We start from the raw sequence: 19,435 nt of genomic DNA, 5'->3' as shown, positions 1-19,435 counted from the left end.
TTATCCAAACAAGCGAGAAAACCATTCACTCCACAAACCAGCCGCGTAAAACAGAAGTGAAAGGGTGATCAAAAGATAGCCGATGCCACGCATATCCGTCATCGCGAAGACGATCGGATCATAGTCCATTTTCCCCATATAGCCCAGGCGAACCATACGATAGAGCCATCCCGCGATCGGCAACAGTGCTAGCCACATCAGCCACTGATCCGGGTAGAGCGACAAGGCCTGATCCGAGTAGGAATACAGAAAGAAAATCACCAGAGCGCCCACCATGCCCAGCGCCGACATATTCAACAAGTCTCCCATATCGCCGCGTGCGTAACCACGGCCTGGAAGACGCTGATCATCTTTTGCCAAAGCCAACTCTGTCATGCGTTTGACGCAGCCCAGCGCGACAAACACTGGAAAGACAAAGACCAGCATATAAACCGATGCGTCCACCCCGCTAGCTGCAGCGCCTGCGACGACCCGCAACGTGTAGAGCGCGGCCAGTGTCGCGATATCGATCCAGCGTAGGCGTTTTAGGCGCAGTGAATAGGCGAGAGAAAGTGCCATATAGAAAGCCACCACGCCGAGCATTTGGCCCGACAGCATCAACGCAACACCCAATGCCAAAACGCCGAGTCCAGCGCAGGTCAGCATTCCGATCGGGATGGGCACCGTTCCGGCAGCAAAGGGGCGTTTACACTTCTTAACGTGCAGACGATCCGCTTCGATATCCAGCAAGTCGTTCACAATATAGATACAGGACGCTGCAGCTGAGAAGCTCACAATACCGAGGCAAACGGCCAAAAACGTATCCAGATAAAAGGCATGCGCTGCAATCATCGGCAAGAACAACAGGACGTTCTTCACCCATTGGTGCGGGCGCATGGATTTTAGCACTGCGCGGGGGGACCAACCGCCTCTGACCGCGGTAACACTCTCTAGGCCCTCAGCTCCTCCACCGGCATTTCCGACGACAATCGCGTGATCCGCGTGGTCCCAAACAAGACGATCCACCTTATCGTTGCCCGCATAATCGAAGCCCGCTTCGCCGTAGGCAGCGACCAGTGCATCCGCTTTCGCCTGCCCCTTTAGGTTCACGCCGTTCTCAGACGCAAAGACCCGTTCAATCCCGTAGTAATCGGCCAAGGGCTGCACCACCGAGACATCAGAGGCACTGGCAATTGCCACTTCGCGCCCTTGATCCCGCGCGACAAGCGCCATTGTTGCGATATCTTCGTGGACGGGCAAAAGGTCGACCCGCAACGGCGCAATGCGTGCGACTTCGGCTTTGAAGGCCGCGCGATCCCCAACCAAAGAGAAGGCTTTTAGCGTTGCGACAGGATCGGTTCCGAAGCCTTTCCAGATCCCTTCCAGCAACATGTCCGTTCTCAAAAGCGTTCCGTCTGCGTCCAGCACGAGAGGCTTGCCGTTATTCATGTCAGGCACATTATCCCCCGTTGACGGCAAAAACGCAGCCGTCAGTCACCAATTCCGGTGGTGTAATACATAGACCGCGCGCCACTTCCCATGCTGCAAGGACTTTAGGCACATAGGCGCGCGTTTCGGCATAGGGCGGGATGCCATTATTATTGCGAACAGCGCCTTCTCCCGCATTATACCCCGCCAGAGCGAAGATAACGCCGTTGTCAAACTCGTTCAGTAACCAATCCAGATATGCAGTGCCGCCCTTAATATTGTCTTGAGCGTTCAATGCATCCGTCACGCCAAACCGATCCGCTGTAGGCGGCATCAACTGCATAAGCCCCTGTGCGCCAGCTGAACTAACTGCGTCAGCACGCCCAGCGCTTTCGACAGAAATCACAGCAAGCACCAAGGCCGGTGATACGTTTGTGCCAATTGACGCTGTTAGTATCTCAACGCCGAAACGGTCGGCCAGTTCAGTCATGCCCTGCAGGCGAGGTGCCGGAACGGCTTGTCCCTCTGGGGCGCTGCGCAATGCGGCGACGGCTTTTTCAAGGCTGAAGCTGTGGGCATCATCCAAAGACGGCGAAATTGCCTCCCAATACCATTCGACACCGTTTGGCGCGGGGGCCAGACCTGCGATCGCCGGAGCACTGGGTGCGCGGGGCGTAGAGCCGGCCGAACCTGCGGCGGATGGCGCCGATGGCCCAGACGGCGCGGCCGGTGCGACTTGTACGGTTATACGGTTTGTAGCCCCAGCTTGCGGGACGCCAACGCGCCTGAATGTAAAGTCACTTTGGAAAAGATGATTCTCGGCCGCACTTATAGATGCAGAGCCAATGGCCAGCGCCAGTGCCCAACATTGCGCGAACAATGTTACTATTTTCTTGCTACGCCGCATTTGTGCGGTCTCCGCCTGCCTCTTGTTAAGGTTAATGTAGCAGATAATCGCGGCGCTAATCCACTTATTCGTGAACAATCCAATAACAACTGGGCAAACTGGCCACGTTTATGAAACACAAAATGACATGCTTGAAACTTTATGTACTTTTTTATTCTTTGAAAACAACGCGTTAAGGATATTTTCGTGCAAAAGTTAATGGGATGCAAAATTGCACGATTGCTGTCTAATTCCTGCCCCATTCGAATGGCAAAAACTCCTCATCCAAGACGGCAAGCGCATCAACAAGAGGCCGATGCACTGAGCGAACCGCCTAAGATAATGAAACTGAGAAAACCCTGAGGAGGGAATACAATGCTTAACTTTATCAAAAACTTCCGCAACGACGAAGACGGCGCCGTAACTGTTGACTGGGTTGTTCTGACAGCCGCAATCGTTGGCCTCGGCATCGCAGTTCTGACATCTGTTGGTGGCGGTACTATGTCTGCTTCCGACACACTGTCCGGCGACTTGGCTACAGTGAACGATCTGGTTCCAGACTTCTCTGCTCTTTAAGCTAATCGGGTCTCAGCCTTCCTGGCTGGGACCCAACACGTTCGCCGACATATTACTGGAGACAACTATGTTTAACTATTTCAAAACCTTTCGTGCTGATGAAGACGGCGCAGTTACAGTTGACTGGGTTGTTTTGACAGCATGTATCGTTGGCCTCGGAATTGCGGTTTTGACCGTTGTTGGTGAAGGCACCATGGAGCTGAGCCGCAAGCTTAGCGCCCAGCTTTCAGCGCAGACCATCGCGAACTACAACTAAGTCAGATTTCAAGATTTGAACGACGGGCTGCATCTTTGGATGTGGCCCGTCGTCGTTTGCGCCCCGCCCCGGCTGCGCTTTCTAGAAACGAACACTGTGTGCTCGTTTTTCTGCCACATTCAACCGCCAAAGATGGACCAAGTATTTACCGAGCTGAGGAGCCCGCAATGTTCAATTTCATCAAAACCTTCCGCAAAGAGGAAGAAGGCGCAGTCACCGTAGATTGGGTTGTTCTGACAGCCGCGATCGTCGGCCTGGGCATCGCTGTAATTACGACTGTCGGTCGCGGCGCAACAGACCAAGCAACTGGTCTCGCTGGGACAATGAGTGCCGTTTCTACAATCGACTTCAATTCTTAACCCGCGCCCGCTTGGGTCTTAACAAAAAGACTCTCACAACTGACAGGCCCTCGCCGACGCGGCATCAATAACAAAGGTTGGCTAACGCCAGCCAAATCCGGAAGGGAAAGAAAATGCGAGCAGTTTTCGGACTTGTCCTTATAGTTGGCATGGGCCTTGCAGGCTTTGCGATCTATATGGTGCAGGGATATTTTGAGCAGCAAAACGCTGCCCTTGCACAACAACGTGCGGCAAACCAATTGGCCGTTAATACTGTCGATATTTATGGGGTTAACCGTGTCATTGAGCACGGCGAACAAATCGCCCCTGAAGACGTCATCATCATCAAATACGCTGAACCCTTCCTTCCGGAAGGTGTATTCCACACTTTAGAAGACCTGTTCCCCGATGGCCCTGATGAGATGCGTGTCGTGACTCGCCAACTTGAAGCCAACGAACCGATTTTGGCTGTTAAAGTAACAGAACCGGGCGAAGTGGCCGGAATTACCGCCCTTCTCGCTCGAGGTATGCGTGCCTTTGCGATTGAGGTTGATGTGTCCTCTGGTGTGTCTGGCTTCCTTTCCCCTGGTGACCGCGTTGATGTTTACTGGACCGGCCGTGTCGACAACATTGATGGCGGACGCGGTGGCGAAGTGACCAAGTTGATCCAAGCCAACATCCCGCTGGTCGCGATTGACCAAACTGCCGAAAGCGGGCGCACAGGTGCGACCATCGCTCGGACGGTTACGGTTCAAGTCACGCCAGACCAAGTGGCCGCACTGGCCCAAGCCCAAGCGACAGGTAATCTGTCCCTATCTTTGGTCGGTCGTGAAGACGACACCGTCGCCGGTGCAATCGAAGTCGACCAAGCCAGCCTGTTGGGTCTGATCGCTCGCGAACCTGAGCCAGAACTTCAAGCTGAAGAGATCTGCACGATCCGCACACGTCGTGGTGCGGAGGTGGTCGAAATCCCGATCCCATGCACAGACTAAGATAAAGGCTGACCTTTTGGGCAAATCGGACAATACCCGCTCGCAGGGATGTCAAATTGCACAAATGCAACCTTCTCTACCAAAGACGCCTCGGCCCTGCCGTGGGCGTCTTTCTCTATGTTTTGGACCTTTGGTTTTTCCGATTGTTGCAACTTATCCACATAAACTTCTCGTTCCAGTGCATTGATTCTTGCAAAAAATGCATTTTTAGCGCAGGTTCCTTTCAATGACGGGCAAAAGCCTGCATCGGGCGTGGCATTAGAGGCAGTCACATATGACATATGATAGATTATTGAAGGCAGCCGTAACTGGTCTCGCCTTTGCAGTTAGCAGTATCCCTTCCATGGTTTCTTCGGAAACTTTGCAGGTTATGCGGGGCGCTCCTTCGAGCGCGCTGAATGTTCCAATGAACAGGGCCGTCGTCGTTGAAAGCGATGTCCCCTTTACGGAACTTTCCATCGCAAACCCTTCGATCGCGGACATCTCTTCGCTTTCGGATCGCACAATCTATGTGCTGGGTAAGGTTCCGGGGCGCACAACGCTGACCCTTCTGGGTGGCGACGGACGTCTTATTACCAACGTCGAAGTCCATGTGACTCCCGACATTGCGGAATTCAAAGAACGTCTGGAACAAATTCTTCCAGGTGAAAACATCGAAGTACGCACCGCAAATGACGGTATCGTCCTTTCCGGCACAGTTTCATCCATCGCACGACTAGATCGCGCGCTGGAATTGGCAGATCGCTATGCTCCTGAACGGGTTTCTAACCTGATGACGGTCGGCGGCACCCAACAAGTGATGTTGCGCGTTCGCTTTGCAGAGATGCAGCGTTCGGTTTCCAAGTCCCTCAGCTCTTCGCTGGCTTTGGGTGGCGACACATTGGGCGGTGATCTTGGCCTAGCGCTCGGAACGGGCTCGGCAGTTACGTCCGGGGCACAAACCACAACCTTGTCCGGCAGCACGCCTTCTAGCAGCGACAATTCAGGTGCATTCTTGTTCGGGTTCAACGCCGGTGGCGTAGAAGTCGGCATTTTGCTTGAAGCATTGGAAAGCCGCGGCGTTGTTCGCACATTGGCTGAACCAAACCTGACCGCCCTATCCGGTCAAGAAGCCAGCTTCTTGGCGGGTGGCGAGTATCCTGTCCCTGTTTCACAAGACGCTGATACAATTACCGTTGAATATAAGCCTTTCGGCATCGAGCTGAACTTTATTCCACGCGTTATTGACGGTGACATTATCAATCTAGAACTCGAAGCGTCTGTTTCGTCACTAGATCCATCGAACGGGTTTACATCGAACGGCTTTAGCGTTGATGCTTTCAAGACACGTCGGACATCAACAACTGTTGAAATGCGCGACGGCGAAAGCTTTGCGATTGCAGGTCTCTTGTCTGATGATTTCGTTGACCTTTCCGGCCAAGTGCCATGGGCAGGCGACATTCCGGTTCTTGGCGCATTGTTCCGCTCTGCGGAATATGCTCGCCAGCAAACAGAACTCGTCATCATCGTGACGCCGCATCTTGTAACACCGACCCGTGGTGAGGCTTTGGCCCTTCCAACGGACCGTGTCCGCCCACCGACCGAACGTGACTTGTTCTTGTTTGGCCGTGTTGCAGCAGACAATGCACCACAACAAGGTGGCGCAGGAGAGGTTGCACGTCAGGACTTCAGCGGCTCTTATGGCTACGTGTTGGACTAAGAAATGGGATTTGGGGCAATGAAAACGACAGCAGTTCTTACCGCAACAGTGCTTGCCCTCACGGGCTGCACAGGCGGCACCGCCACCCAATGGCGTGATTTCAACACTCGTGAAGCGGGTTCAGAGATCGACAGTGGCTATTTCGGCAACGCAACCATGAACAACAATCAGGTTCAGACGGATGGCAGCGCCATGATGCTGAACTTGAACCGTCGTTTCTCAAGCGAAGTGAACACGTCTGTTAACTTCGCTTTCAATTCAACGGTGCTGGATGCCGCCGCTCGCAGCACGCTGCAGCAACAGGCATCCTGGATCCGGCAATTCCCGGAAATCCGGTTCAAAGTCTACGGTCACACGGACCTCGTAGGGTCGACGTCTTATAACCGTCGTCTCGGCCTGCGCCGTGCGGAAGCCGCTGTTCTTTACCTGACAAGCCAAGGGATCAGCCGGGATCGTCTAGAAGCCGTCGTTTCTTTCGGTGAAACTCAGCCTTTGGTGGTTACTCAGGGTGAAGAACGCCGCAATCGCCGCACAGTTACAGAAGTGTCCGGTTGGGTGGCTGCAAACAACGCCACACCATTGGACGGCCGCTACGCCGAAGTCATCTTCCGCGAATACGTGGAAAGTGCGACAGCGCCACAACGCCTCTCCGGTGAAGGTATCGAGTCGCTCGGGGAGTAGCTTAAACCGACACTCACACTTCAAGCGACAATCAGGGGCCTTTCGGGGCCCCTTTTCACATCCGAAACATCTAAATTTCGGAAACAACGCTGCTCTTTTCGGCCCACCGTCGCCAGAAACCGCACAAATGGGCCTTTGTGGCCCCAATCTTGCCGCCTTCTGGGATCAGAAACACATCTAACAGAGCCCCAATTGCGACTTGTTGCACGAGGGGCCGTCATTTTGGTGGACGGAGAAACCGTTCCACACCGTTGAGTTAGAGGATCACAAGGCAATGAGTAGTTCAAATATGTTACAGCCTGAACCACAGCCAATCACCGCATGTACCGTCAGCCGGGACGTGCAAAACTTCGATCTCTTGATTGAAGACATGGAAGCCTGCCTTGGCGAAAGCTGGGGTGACCTGGGGTTTGAGGACGCATTGCCGTTCCTTGAACAGCCCGACGCGGCAGACCTCGAATTCCTTGCGATCGCACTTGATGAAGAAGATGAAGGTGATCTAACTGTCATCTCGGAAATCATTCGCGCTGCAAAATCCAAAGACATCAAAGTCTTGCTGATTGCCGAAGATGTTTCACCAGCATCATTGCATGGCTTGTTGCGAGATGGCGGCGACGAGTTTGTGCCCTACCCTCTTCCAGAAGGTGAACTGGCACAAGCAATTGAACGCGTCCTGACCCCACCAGAGCCAGCCTATGTTGCGCCTGAAATTCAGAACACTCTGAAAGCGTCCGGCACGCACAACGGCGTCGTCATTCCTGTTCAGGGTATGGCTGGCGGCACCGGAGCTACGACGCTGGCTGTAAACCTCGCTTGGGAACTCGCGAACATTCAGCCGCCGAAGATCAAAGGCGTCGAGCCGGAAAAAGGCCCACGTGTTTGCCTGCTTGATCTGGATTTCCAGTTCGGGTCAGCATCTACGTATCTTGACCTGCCCCGTCGTGAAGCAGTGTTCGAAATGCTTCAAGACACAGAAAGCATGGACAGTGAATCCTTCATGCATTCTTTGCTGTCATACGATCACAAATTACAGGTTTTAACAGCCCCAACCGATCTGATCCCTTTGGATTTGATTACCCCAGAAGATGTTCATCGTCTTGTCGAAATGGCGCGCACGAACTTTGACTACGTCATCATCGACATGCCAAAGACTATGGTTGAATGGAGCGAAACCGTACTGCAAGCGGCTCACGTCTATTTCGCGACGCTGGAATTGGACATGCGTTCTGCCCAGAACACGTTGCGGATCAAACGCGCGTTGCAGTCTGAACAGCTTCCATTCGAAAAGCTGCGGTTTGTTTTGAACCGTGCACCAAAGTTCACTGACTTGAATGGCAAGAGCCGCATCAAACGCCTGGCCGAAAGCCTTGGTATTTCGATCGAAGTTCAGCTTCCAGACGGCGGTAAAGTCGTGCCGCAGAACGCTGATCACGGTGTCCCAATGGCCGAAGGCATTGCCAAGAACCCGTTACGCAAAGAAATCGCAAAGCTCGCCCAGTCGGTACACGCTGTAAACTCAGCCGACGAAGCCGCAACCGCATAAAGGTGGAACACCATGTTTTCCAAGTATAAAAAAACCGATCCTTTGGTGGCCAAAGCCACTGCTGCTGCGCCAGACGCTGCTAGCAACGTGACGAAGATTCCGGCAACGGCTTCTGACCCAGCTGCTGCGCGTGCAACGGTGATGAAGCAAGCGCCCGTAAAGGCGGTTGCAACTGCTGGAGACAAGGAAAAGAAACGCAAAGAGCGTTTGGGCGACATCAAGCTGGAGCTTCACAAATCGCTGCTCGACAACCTGAACCTCGCGGCCTTGGAAAACGCTACAGAACAAGACCTGAAAGCTGAAATTCAAGCCATCGCCCAGGAAAGCTTGGAAGAAATGGGCGTGGTGTTGAACCGCGAGGAACGCCAGCAACTGAACAAAGAATTGTTCTTTGAAGTTAAGGGCCTCGGCCCACTGGAAACGCTGCTTCAAGACGAAAGCGTGAACGATATCCTCGTGAACGGTCCACAGCAGATTTTCGTGGAACGCGAAGGTAAACTTCAACTGACGGACATCACGTTCAAAGATGAAAAGCACCTGTTGCGGATCATCGATAAAATCGTTTCGGCCGTTGGTCGTCGTGTCGATGAATCCAACCCTTACGTCGATGCGCGCCTTGCTGATGGTTCACGTTTCAACGCCATGGTTCCCCCTGTTGCTGTTGATGGGTCGCTGGTTTCCATTCGTAAGTTTAAGAAGGACAAGCTCGGGATTGATGATCTCGTGAAATTTGGGGCCTTCACAGAGGAAATGGCCGCGTATTTGCAGGCCGCTGTGTCCACGCGCCTGAACATCATCGTGTCTGGTGGTACGGGTTCTGGTAAAACGACAACCCTGAACGCCTTGTCATCCTTCATCGACAACGATGAACGCATCCTGACGATCGAGGATACTGCGGAACTTCAGCTGCAACAAACGCACGTTGGCCGGATGGAAAGCCGCCCACCAAACGTTGAAGGCAAAGGCGAAGTGTCCCCGCGCGACTGTTTGAAAAACGCCCTACGTATGCGTCCTGACCGTATCATCGTGGGTGAAACCCGCGGCGAAGAAGTTATCGATATGCTTCAAGCCATGAACACTGGCCACGACGGATCCATGACAACAATTCACGCCAACTCTGCGCGTGATGGTGTGTCGCGACTTGAAAACATGATCGCGATGGCCGGCATCGAAATGCCACTTAAGGCTGTTCGGTCCCAGATTTCATCTGCGGTGAACCTGATCGTGCAAGCCTCGCGTTTGCAGGATGGGTCGCGTCGCATGACATCCATCACCGAAATCACCGGTATGGAAGGCGACGTTATCTCGATGCAGGAAGTCTTCAAGTATCAGCGCGTTGGCCTGACACCTGACAACAAGATCATCGGCCACTTTACGGCCACTGGCGTGCGGTCCCACTTCTCTGAGCGCTTCAAGCTTTGGGGCTACGATTTGCCAGCCGCCATCTTTGAACCCGTCGCAGCGCAATAAGGTTTTAGAAACATGACCATTTCAGCTGAACCCATCATCTATGCCCTGATCTTTGTGGCCTGTATTGTGTTGGTGAACGGTGTCTACCTTGTCGCATTCGGCAAGAGCATCAATTTCAACAACAAAGTGAACCGTCGCCTGGATCTGCTTGAAAAAGGTGGCAACCGCGAAGAGGTGCTGGACAAACTCCGCAAGGAGATGAGCCAGCACATGGATTCACAAAAGATCCCGTTGTACTCGCTTTTGGCGAACAAGGCTCAAAAGGCCAATATCGCATTCTCCCCGGCACAACTTATCATGATGATGGTTATTATGACGGGCGTTGCGTTTATGGGCCTTACGGTTGGCACAGCCACATCCTTGCCCATCCGCGCCGCGATCTCTGTGCTGATGGGCGTTGGCGGCATCTACTTTTGGGTCAACGGCAAAGCCAAAAAGCGTATCGCGATGATCGAAGAACAGCTGCCAGATGCGGTTGAACTGATGGTTCGTAGTTTGCGCGTTGGCCACCCGTTTAGCTCTGCTATCGCGATTGTGGCCAAAGAAGTGCCTGACCCACTTGGCACTGAAATGGGTGTGATTTCGGATGAGGCCGCATACGGCCGCGACATGGGTGAAACCCTCAAACTGATGGCCGAACGCATGGAAATGCAAGATATGCGCTTCCTTGCTGTTGCGGTGACTATTCAGCAAACAGCTGGTGGTAACTTGGCTGAGATTTTGCACGGCTTGGCGCAGGTTATCCGCGCACGGTTCAAACTGTTCCGCCGCGTTAAAGCGATCACCGCTGAGGCAAAATGGTCCGGCATGTTCCTGTCAGTGTTCCCGTTGGGGGCTCTTGTTGGGATCAACCTGATCCAACCGAACTACTACGACGAAGTGAAAGAAACATCTGCCTTCATTCCAGCATGTCTGGTTGTGGCCGGTTTCTTGGTCACCAACGTGATCGTCATGCGTCGCCTCGTTAATATTAAGGTATAACCGATATGGGCTTTCTAGATACAATCAACGCGAAACTCATCGATATGCTTGGCCCATTCGGGCCGCTCATGGCGATCGGTATGCTGGGTGTTCTGCTGATCCTGCTGGTATTGCCATCGATGCTGCAAAAGCAGGATGATCCACTCGATAAGCTTAAGGCTACGAGTGCAGCCAATATGGGCAAGTCCCCCGAAGCGCTGCGCGCGTCTCAGGGGACGGACAAGTTGGACAAGTATTCCGACTTTCTGGAACCTAAAGACGTCGAAGAATACACTGCGATCCGCCTTAAGCTGATTCAAGCGGGCTACCGCACCAAATCTGCCGTGAAGACCTATCACTTTGCGCAGTTTGCGCTGGGTATCGGCTTGCTTTTGTTGGGCGTCGCCTACGCGATTTACAAATCCTCCACGGGTGATCCGTCGACCAAATCGACTTTGTTGTCGATCTTCATTCCAGGTCTGGCGGGCTATTACCTGCCAAAATGGTGGGTCGGCAAACGCCAAAAAGCGCGCCAAGAGGAGATGATTAACGGTTTTCCAGACAGCTTGGACATGATGCTTGTCTGTGTTGAAGCGGGTCAGTCGTTGGACCAATCCATCATCCGCGTCAGCCAAGAGCTGAAGTCGGGCTTCCCTGCGCTGGCCGACGAATATGAAATGGTCAGCCACGAAATGAAGGCCGGTAAGGACAAAACCCAAGTTCTGCGGGACATGTCCGAACGCTGCGGCGTGCCAGACATCGCGTCCTTCGTGACCGTTTTGATCCAAAGCCAACAGTTCGGTACATCCATCGCCGAAGCCTTGCGCGTGTTTTCTGCCGAGATGCGGGACAAACGGGTGATGCGGGCGGAAGAAAAAGCCAACACGTTGCCGACAAAAATGACACTCGCGACGATGATGTTGACGGTTCCGCCGCTTCTTATTATCCTCATCGGCCCATCTATTCATAATATTTACGTAACGTTGAACCAGGCAAACTTCTAAAGGCAAAGATGCTCAAATCAGGAATGATGATATCGGCTTTCGCCGTCCTGACCGCCTGTGGTCAGGACGGTTTTGCGCCTTCTGACGGGGACCGTGTCTTCGCACCCGGTGTTGCGGGTGCGTCTGATATTGATGGGTTAATGGTTGGCCATCGCCTGATGGCTGCTGGAGAATACAATCTCGCGCTGCGTGCCTACACGCGGGCCGCCGGCCAACAAGGGTTAAACGTCGATACGTTATCGGCGCTTGGCTCTGCAAATCTGAAGCTGGGCCGCTTGGGGCAAGCCGAAGAACTGCTTCGCCGCGCCGTCGAAGAAGACCCCGCTTTCGCGGCGGCATGGAACAATTTGGGCGTAATCTTGATGGAACGGGGCAAAACCTCCGAGGCGGCACAGGTTTTCCGTCGCGCATTTGCCACGGATAACGGCAATTCGGACGAAATACGCGACAACCTACGCTTGGCGCTCGCTAAATTGGAAAATCCGTTTAATACTGATGAGCAAGAGAACGAACCGTTCCAATTGGTGCGGCGGGGAACGGGCGACTTTGTCCTCCTGTCGACACTGTAAGAGGCAGAGCAGTAAAAGGACGCAAAACATGCGCCACCCTATTCTTCTTTCCGCAGCCCTACTGGGCTCGTTTGCGTTATCCGCATGCGATCAATCTGGCGATGCTCAGGTCGAACGCGCGCTGCAAGACGTTAATGTCGTCGATGAAACCAACCTCAACGATGTGATGTTGACCGTTGCGGACCCGAACGAGGCCGTGAACTATTTCCTTCGGGCCTCCACAAATGATCCGGGTCGCATTGACTTGATGCGCGGGTTGGCAAAATCCCTTGTTCGCGCCCGCCGCCCCTCTGAGGCCGTGACCGCGTGGCAAGCTGTTGTAGATCACGAAGACAGCTTGACCAACGACAAGATTGATCTCGCCGACGCGTTGATCCGCACGAATGATTGGGATTCCGCCGAAACTGTGCTCGATTCCATCCCCCCTACTCATGAAACGTTCAAGCGCTACCGCCTCGAAGCGATGGTCGCGGACAGCAACGAAGAGTGGGACAATGCCGACAGTTACTATGAAACCGCAGCTGGGCTGACGACATCACCCGCTGGCGTTTTGAACAACTGGGGCTTTTCAAAGCTGACACGTGGCGATTATTCTGGTGCTGAACGGTTGTTCACTGACGCTTTGCGCAATGATGCCGATCTGTTCACCGCCAAGAACAACCTTGTTCTGGCCCGTGGTGCGCAGCGCAATTACGACCTGCCGGTCATTCCGATGAGCCAGATCGAACGTGCGCAACTTCTCCATACGCTTGCGCTCACAGCAATCAAACAGAACGATCTGACGATCGGTCGCGGTTTGCTGCGCGAAGCGATCGACACGCATCCGCAACACTTTGAAGCCGCAGTACGTTCCTTGCGCGCGCTCGAAGACAACGTGACGAACTAAACGTGGTCTCGGTTACGGTCACGCAATCGATTGCGTTTTTGATATTCGTCGCGCCGCTGTGCATCTATGTGGCGTGGAATGACCTGCGGGCGATGAAGATCCCCACATGGTCCACGGATGCCTTGGCAATCGTGTTCGTCGTCGTCGGTGTTTTCGTGATGCCGTTTTCCGAATATGCGTGGCGTTACAGTCACTTCTTCGTCGTTCTTATCATCGCAATGGTGTTGAACGCGATTGGCGCCATGGGCGCAGGGGATAGTAAATTTCTCGCATCTGCAGCGCCTTTTGTGCACTTAGATGACGTTGGATTTGTCTTTATCCTACTTGGTGCGGGCATTTTCGCTGGATTTTTGATCCATCGTGTTGCCAAGGCCATACCAGCGATCCGCAACCTCGTGCCAGACTGGGAAAGCTGGCACCAAGGGAAACGGTTCCCTCTTGGATTTCCGTTGGGTGCGGTTCTGATTATCTACCTGGCGTTTCCGCTGCTGCTACTGATCTAGATCGTACAGAATATAAAGTTCGGTGCGGCGCCGTTCAGTCAGTGTGATGTCCCCTGCCTCGATCATTTCAGTCAGTTCGTCCAAAATGATCTTTTGCACGGCTTGCGCGACAGGGCACAGTGGCAGCAATACATAATCCGCATCGTGCAAGCCGGGCGCGCCGCCATAGTACCAAGGCGCACCTTGATCCAACGGCTCCAGCTCACCAAACACCCAGTGGCTCGAGAAGACATCGGCCGCAAAGAGCGACTTGCCCTGCGCCAACCCTTCGGATTCGAGCTCGCGCGTGATCGTGTCCATCATAATTGGCAGGCCAAGTTCAACAGCACATGTTGGGATTTCAACACCCATGAAGTCAGGAACAATTGAGCGCTCTGGATATTGAGCAAGCCCAGCAATCTGACCGTCTAATGCCACCCGCGCATCAACCCTGTTCACGCGCAGATCATACCCTTGCAAGTCGGTATGGATTCCGCTGCGCGGCAAGATTGGCGCGTATTTCGCTGTCTCAACGTTCAAATGCCGGAACGGGCTAGACGCGAGGTTAAAGAACGACGGTATCGCCAATGCCATCGCGATGGCTGCAACGATGCCAATCGCATCCTTTAGGTTCCAACCCCAACCATTCACAACGTCCTCAGCTTGAGGGCGCAGCGCCAACAATAGCACAGCCAACAAAAGCAACCATTGCGGATCGTTGCCGAAATTTTGAAACGTAACGTAGAAGAAACCGGGCAAAAGCAACAAAAGCACTAAGCCACCCGTCGCGACCTTGGCTTGTCGAAGAAAAACCACCCCCAAGACGGCGGCGATTGATCCACCCAAATAGGCCGGCGCGCCCATCACTAGGGAAAAAGGTTGCCCTGGTGCCGAGCGGACCTCGGATCCAGCGACCGCCAGCAGATCCCCCGCATACCCCATCCAGAAATCGACGCCCGTGAAAGCTGTAATCAAGGCAACAACCGCAAGGCCCGTCACGACAGAAACACCCAAAGCACGACGTTGTCCTGTCAGCACCAATGCCAATACAATAGGAATTGCGAAAGAGACGAAGTAGGTCATCTTGATCAGCGCCATTACGCAGACCAAGAGACCAATGATCATGCCATCCAATGTGGCGGCACCCCTTGATAGGTTGTCGCGGTTTGGTGGGATCAAAGCTGCGACAATGGCCAAGAAGGCCGCGGCCCATGCCAATCTGTTGTAATGCATCGAAATCGAAATGGAGTGCTCTGACTCGCCGTGAACAAGGGCCAACAACATCACCATGACGATCAAGCCAAACAGCCGCGCCAACCACGGCTGCATCCGCACACCTGCAATCCAGATGACCATTGGCAAAAAGACCACCGCCGCAAGAACCTGCGCCCAGATCACCGCCATACCAATGCCAAAACCTGCTTTGACCAGCATGGCAATCGGCCAGAACGCCAACACGCCAATCGGTGTCATGAAATCCAAATGCGGGATCTGCCCATCGGCCATCCGCAGCACAATCTGGATCAGATGCAGCGTATCGCCTTCGTGTTTTCCAACGTAAAGACCGCCCTTTAGAACGGCCGCACCCCCTAAAAGCACGAATACGACGATAAGAAATACGGTCGAAACCGTCTGATTTTTAGTGTTCATGCCTGCCTCTGGAACGGTTTTGTCCCTTTTTTCGACACAATAGTCAGGCAAACCCGTTTGTGTAAACCTTTCCGCGCGCTCGGGCGAAATCCGCCTGATGTGTGTGTTTGGGCCACAGAAACGCGCGTAATTGCGCAAAGATACGGGCAGATAGACATGAACATGCAAGTTTCAGGCGTAATGGCACCGCCACCACCGAAGACCCTTGACGCAATGGCGCTTTCGCCAGTGATGATCCGCGATATTCTGATCAAAACGATGTTTCGGACCAATCTGGAAAACGTATCCGCAATCGCCAAAGCGATCTGCCTGCCGATCAACGTCACCCAACAAATTGTCGATGAAGCCCGTGAACAACGGCTGTGCGAAGCGACAGGTACCCTGAACGCCAACAATGGCAACGAGATGGGCTATCAGTTGACGGACATGGGTAAAGCCCGTGCGCTGGATGCTTTGGCACAATCCGAATATTTTGGCGCGATGCCCGTGCCGCTGGAAGTGTACCGCGAACAAGTGGAACGCCAATCCATCCGTAATATTCACGTCACCCGCGATCAACTGATTGCAGCCATGGGCCATCTGATCCTTCCGCCCGATCTTTTGGACCAGCTTGGGCCCGCCGTTGGTGCTGGTCGTTCGATCCTGATGTATGGCCCTCCGGGAAACGGTAAGTCCGCGATTTCAAACGGTATTCGTGATGCTTTGGGCGACAAAATCTTTATCCCGCGTGCGATCGAATACTCTGGTCAGGTGATCACAGTCTTTGACCCGATTGTGCATTCCGCAGCCGAAGCGGATATTGATGACCCGAACTCTCTGCGCCGCACGTCAGGGCGCTATGACACGCGCTATGTGAAATGCGAACGCCCAACGGTTGTGACCGGTGGTGAATTGACCGTTTCCATGCTCGACCTTGTTTATAACCCAACCGCGCGGACCTATCAGGCGCCGTTGCAGTTAAAATCCTCTGGCGGCATCTTCATCATCGATGACCTTGGACGCCAAGCCGAACCACCGCAGGCCATCGTAAACCGTTGGATTGTTCCACTTGAAGAAAACCGCGATATTCTTGCGCTGCAATCTGGTGAAAAGTTTGAAGTGCCGTTCGACACGCTCGTCATCTTCTCCACCAACTTCCACCCCAACGAGATCTTCGATAAAGCGGCGTTGCGTCGTATTTTCTACAAGATCAAAATCGACGGGCCCGACCAAGAAGGGTTCCTGAAGATTTTCGCGATGATGGCGCGCAAACGGAAAATTCCACTGGATGAAGCCGCTCTCGTGCATCTGTTGCAGAAGAAATACCCCACCATCGACAACATCTACGCGAACTATCAGCCGATCTTTTTGATCGACCAGATGATCGCAATCTGTGAATTCGAAGGCATCCCCTACCAGATGTCTCCGGACCTGATTGATCGCGCTTGGGCGAACATGTTCGTCAAAGAAGAAAAGATCGTTCATTAACCAGAGCGATGTGCGCCTGCGGCGGGCGTGGGAGGGGGGCTAGCCCCCCGTCCTGCGGACTCCCCCCAAGGTATTTTTGAAACAAAGGCAGGACTGGCGGCTTGACGTTTCGCGTTGGGCACGCACCTTGGTCTTATGCAGCTATCTGCCCAATTCTCTGACTGGTTCGCAAATAAGGGCTGGTCGATACACCCGCATCAACAGGAAATGCTGGATCGCTCTGGCGAGGCCTCGTTGCTGCTGATCGCCCCAACGGGCGGCGGCAAAACGTTGGCGGGGTTCCTTCCAAGCTTGGTTGAACTTTCTGGCGGTGACCACGACGGGCTGCACACGTTGTATGTCTCGCCCCTCAAGGCACTCGCGGCGGATATCAAACGGAACCTTGGCACTCCAATTTCTGAAATGGGCTTGCCAATACGGGTTGAGGATCGAACCGGCGATACCTCCTATACCCAGAAACGAAGGCAGCGTGCCGACCCACCGCACATTCTGCTGACAACGCCTGAAAGTCTTGCGTTGCTGGTTAGTTACGAAGACGCCCCGCGCATTTTCAAGGGCGTGCAACGGATCATTGTAGACGAAATCCATGCACTCGCCGAAAGCAAACGGGGTGATCAATTGATGCTCGCGTTGAGCCGAATTCAAGCGATGTCACCTGATCTGCGGCGGGTTGGGTTATCGGCCACTGTCGAAGACCCTGCCGCCATTGCCCATGGGCTGGCAAAACATCCTGATCCCTGCCCCGTCGTACTGGCTGACCCAGGGCCAGAGCCGGATATTTCCATGCTTGTGACCGAGGAAAAACCGCCATGGTCTGGCGGAGGGGCGAAATATTCGGTCCCTGCGGTGCTGGACTTGGTGAAACAGCACAAGACCACCCTGATTTTTCACAACACGCGTGCACAGGCTGAAATCTACTTTCACAACCTATGGCTCGCCAATGACGACGCCCTTCCGATTGGTATCCACCACGGCAGCCTGTCCCGCGACCAGCGTGCCAAGGTCGAAGCCGCGATGGTGCGCGGTGATCTACGGGCGATTGTTTGCACAGGGTCATTAGACCTCGGCATTGATTGGGGTGACGTGGATCTGGTGGTACAAATCGGCGCGCCCAAAAACGTCAAACGACTGATCCAGCGGATCGGACGCGCAAATCACCGCTACAACGCGCCCTCAAAGGCGGTTTTGGTCCCCGCCAATCGGTTCGAAGTTGTAGAATGTGTCGCGGCCCTTGAGGCCGCAAAAGATCACGACCTTGATGGGGACCCAAAGGGGGCTGGCCCGCGAGATGTCCTTTGCCAGCATATCCTGATCACAGCTTGTGCTGCTCCATTCGATGCAACCGAGTTGTTCCAAGAGGTAAAGACGGTCGGTGCGTATAGCACCCTTAGCCGCGCGGCGTTTGATGACTGCCTCGATTTCTGTGCGACGGGTGGCTACGCCCTGCAAGCTTATGACCAATGGAAACGCCTGAAAGAGGTCGGCGGGAAATGGCAGCTGCGTGACCCAAGGTCCGCCGCCCGCATCCGAATGAACATCGGAACGATCTTTGACATCGAGACGCTAAAGGTGAAATTTCGCCGCTCTCCTAAAACTTTGGGCGAAGTCGAAGAGAGTTTCGCCGCCACTCTGACGAAAGGCGATACCTTTCTGATCGGTGGGCAAATCGTGCGCTACGAAGGGCTGAACCAACTGGTTGTCGAAGTCAGCCGAGAGAAAGGGCGAACGCCCAAAGTCGCGACGTTTTCGGGAACGAAATTTGCAACGTCAACACAGCTCAATCAGCGCATCCTGTCCATGTTCAGTCGTGACACGTGGCCAGCGCTTCCTGCCCACACGGCGGAGTGGCTTCAGCTTCAACGAGAGATGTCAAAACTGCCACAAGCAGGGCGCATTCAGGTCGAAACCTTCCCCCAAGACGGCCGCGAAAACATGGTTGTTTATGGTTTTGCGGGGGTGAATGCCCATCGCACGCTGGGCTTGATCTTAACGCAACGCATGGAGGCTGCAGGGCTCAATCCGCTTGGCTTTGTTGTGACGGATTACGCGCTTCTGATTTGGGGGCTGACCCCTGTCACCGATGTTGCGCCCTTGTTTGACCCTGAAAACATCCGCGACGGGTTAGAAACATGGCTGCAAGGCAATGCCGTTATGAAGCGCACGTTCCGCATCGCCGCGACCGTGGCGGGCCTGATTGAACGCAACAGCCGTCAGGGGCGCAAATCTGGGCGGCAGGCCACGTTTTCTAGTGACATTCTTTATGACACCTTGGCCAAATACGACCCCGATCATCTGATGCTGCGCATCACCCGCGAAGAAGCCATGCGCGGGTTGGTCGACTTTGGTCGCATCGAAGACATGTTGCAGCGAACAAAGGGGCAAGTCGATCATATCGTCGTTAACCGCATCACGCCGCTCGCGGCGCCGTTGTTTTTGGAACCGGGGCGCATTCCGGTATTTGGCGAAGGGCGTGACAAACTCCTGCAGGACAAAGCTGCGGCTTTGATGCGCGAGGCCGGCTTATCCGATCTCTAAGACAACTGGACGCGCTCGTGCATTTCGGGCAGGC

19 protein-coding genes are annotated in these 19,435 nt (G+C 54.1%); 15 read left to right on the top strand and 4 right to left on the bottom strand.

The window, feature by feature from the left end; all coding sequences use genetic code 11:
- Both KO486_RS02160 and KO486_RS02155 read right to left on the bottom strand, forming a co-directional pair.
- Entirely contained in the window at positions 1-1,428 is a 1,428-nt protein-coding gene (locus KO486_RS02160; protein ID WP_216035579.1) for a UbiA family prenyltransferase, read from the bottom strand.
- Positions 1,429-1,438: 10 nt separating this feature from the next.
- On the bottom strand, positions 1,439-2,314 hold the full coding sequence (locus KO486_RS02155) for a lytic transglycosylase domain-containing protein (protein WP_216035578.1): 876 nt from the start codon (positions 2,312-2,314) through the stop codon (positions 1,439-1,441).
- A gap of 354 nt (positions 2,315-2,668) precedes the next feature.
- Here KO486_RS02155 and KO486_RS02150 point away from each other — a divergent pair, with 354 nt between their 5' ends.
- The 4 genes from KO486_RS02150 to cpaB all read left to right on the top strand — a co-directional run bounded on the left by KO486_RS02150 (position 2,669) and on the right by cpaB (position 4,455).
- Complete coding sequence (locus KO486_RS02150) at positions 2,669-2,869, top strand: hypothetical protein (protein WP_216035577.1); 201 nt, start codon at positions 2,669-2,671, stop codon at positions 2,867-2,869.
- Positions 2,870-2,936: 67 nt separating this feature from the next.
- Positions 2,937-3,125, top strand: coding sequence for a hypothetical protein (locus tag KO486_RS02145; RefSeq protein ID WP_216035576.1), 189 nt, complete (start codon positions 2,937-2,939; stop codon positions 3,123-3,125).
- A 167-nt stretch (positions 3,126-3,292) separates the two neighbouring features.
- The gene (locus KO486_RS02140; RefSeq protein WP_216035575.1) at positions 3,293-3,484 is read left to right on the top strand and encodes a hypothetical protein; all 192 of its coding nucleotides are present in this window, start codon (positions 3,293-3,295) and stop codon (positions 3,482-3,484) included.
- Between the two features lie 113 nt (positions 3,485-3,597).
- Positions 3,598-4,455, top strand: coding sequence for a Flp pilus assembly protein CpaB (gene cpaB / locus KO486_RS02135; protein ID WP_216035574.1), 858 nt, complete (start codon positions 3,598-3,600; stop codon positions 4,453-4,455).
- On the opposite strand, the gene KO486_RS02130 is transcribed toward cpaB, so the two are convergent.
- A complete protein-coding gene (locus KO486_RS02130) occupies positions 4,452-4,736 on the bottom strand; it encodes a hypothetical protein (RefSeq protein WP_216035573.1) in 285 nt (94 codons plus the stop codon). The genes cpaB and KO486_RS02130 overlap by 4 nt on opposite strands.
- Here KO486_RS02130 and KO486_RS02125 point away from each other — a divergent pair.
- The 9 genes from KO486_RS02125 (at position 4,730) to KO486_RS02085 (ending at position 13,770) form a co-directional block, all read left to right on the top strand.
- A complete protein-coding gene (locus tag KO486_RS02125; RefSeq protein WP_216035572.1) occupies positions 4,730-6,154 on the top strand; it encodes a type II and III secretion system protein family protein in 1,425 nt (474 codons plus the stop codon). The genes KO486_RS02130 and KO486_RS02125 overlap by 7 nt on opposite strands.
- 18 nt (positions 6,155-6,172) lie before the next feature.
- Positions 6,173-6,835: an OmpA family protein gene (locus tag KO486_RS02120; RefSeq protein ID WP_216035571.1), complete on the top strand. Its 663-nt coding sequence runs from the start codon at positions 6,173-6,175 to the stop codon at positions 6,833-6,835.
- A gap of 274 nt (positions 6,836-7,109) precedes the next feature.
- Positions 7,110-8,378: an AAA family ATPase gene (locus tag KO486_RS02115; protein WP_216035570.1), complete on the top strand. Its 1,269-nt coding sequence runs from the start codon at positions 7,110-7,112 to the stop codon at positions 8,376-8,378.
- Positions 8,379-8,390: 12 nt separating this feature from the next.
- Positions 8,391-9,848, top strand: a complete 1,458-nt coding sequence (locus KO486_RS02110; protein WP_216035569.1) for a CpaF family protein — start codon at positions 8,391-8,393, stop codon at positions 9,846-9,848.
- A gap of 12 nt (positions 9,849-9,860) precedes the next feature.
- Positions 9,861-10,829 (top strand): type II secretion system F family protein, encoded by a 969-nt coding sequence (locus tag KO486_RS02105; protein ID WP_216035568.1) that lies wholly within the window; start codon positions 9,861-9,863, stop codon positions 10,827-10,829.
- A gap of 5 nt (positions 10,830-10,834) precedes the next feature.
- Complete coding sequence (locus tag KO486_RS02100; protein ID WP_216035567.1) at positions 10,835-11,812, top strand: type II secretion system F family protein; 978 nt, start codon at positions 10,835-10,837, stop codon at positions 11,810-11,812.
- Positions 11,813-11,820: 8 nt separating this feature from the next.
- Positions 11,821-12,381 (top strand): tetratricopeptide repeat protein, encoded by a 561-nt coding sequence (locus KO486_RS02095; RefSeq protein WP_216035566.1) that lies wholly within the window; start codon positions 11,821-11,823, stop codon positions 12,379-12,381.
- A gap of 28 nt (positions 12,382-12,409) precedes the next feature.
- Positions 12,410-13,267, top strand: a complete 858-nt coding sequence (locus tag KO486_RS02090) for a hypothetical protein (protein ID WP_216035565.1) — start codon at positions 12,410-12,412, stop codon at positions 13,265-13,267.
- A gap of 2 nt (positions 13,268-13,269) precedes the next feature.
- On the top strand, positions 13,270-13,770 hold the full coding sequence (locus KO486_RS02085; protein ID WP_216035564.1) for a prepilin peptidase: 501 nt from the start codon (positions 13,270-13,272) through the stop codon (positions 13,768-13,770).
- Here the strand turns inward: KO486_RS02085 and KO486_RS02080 are convergent.
- Complete coding sequence (locus tag KO486_RS02080; RefSeq protein WP_216035563.1) at positions 13,759-15,399, bottom strand: hypothetical protein; 1,641 nt, start codon at positions 15,397-15,399, stop codon at positions 13,759-13,761. The two genes, KO486_RS02085 and KO486_RS02080, sit on opposite strands and share 12 nt — an antisense overlap.
- Before the next feature lie 156 nt (positions 15,400-15,555).
- Here KO486_RS02080 and KO486_RS02075 point away from each other — a divergent pair, with 156 nt between their 5' ends.
- Entirely contained in the window at positions 15,556-16,866 is a 1,311-nt protein-coding gene (locus tag KO486_RS02075; protein ID WP_216035562.1) for an ATPase, read from the top strand.
- Between the two features lie 135 nt (positions 16,867-17,001).
- The gene (locus KO486_RS02070) at positions 17,002-19,401 is read left to right on the top strand and encodes a ligase-associated DNA damage response DEXH box helicase (protein WP_216035561.1); all 2,400 of its coding nucleotides are present in this window, start codon (positions 17,002-17,004) and stop codon (positions 19,399-19,401) included.
- The last annotated feature ends 34 nt before the right edge of the window (positions 19,402-19,435 follow it).

Source organism: Octadecabacter sp. B2R22 (assembly GCF_018861045.1).
Lineage (GTDB): Bacteria > Pseudomonadota > Alphaproteobacteria > Rhodobacterales > Rhodobacteraceae > Octadecabacter.
The sequence above is the reverse complement of the archived record's forward strand: the minus strand, read 5'-3'. Positions and strand labels throughout refer to the sequence as shown.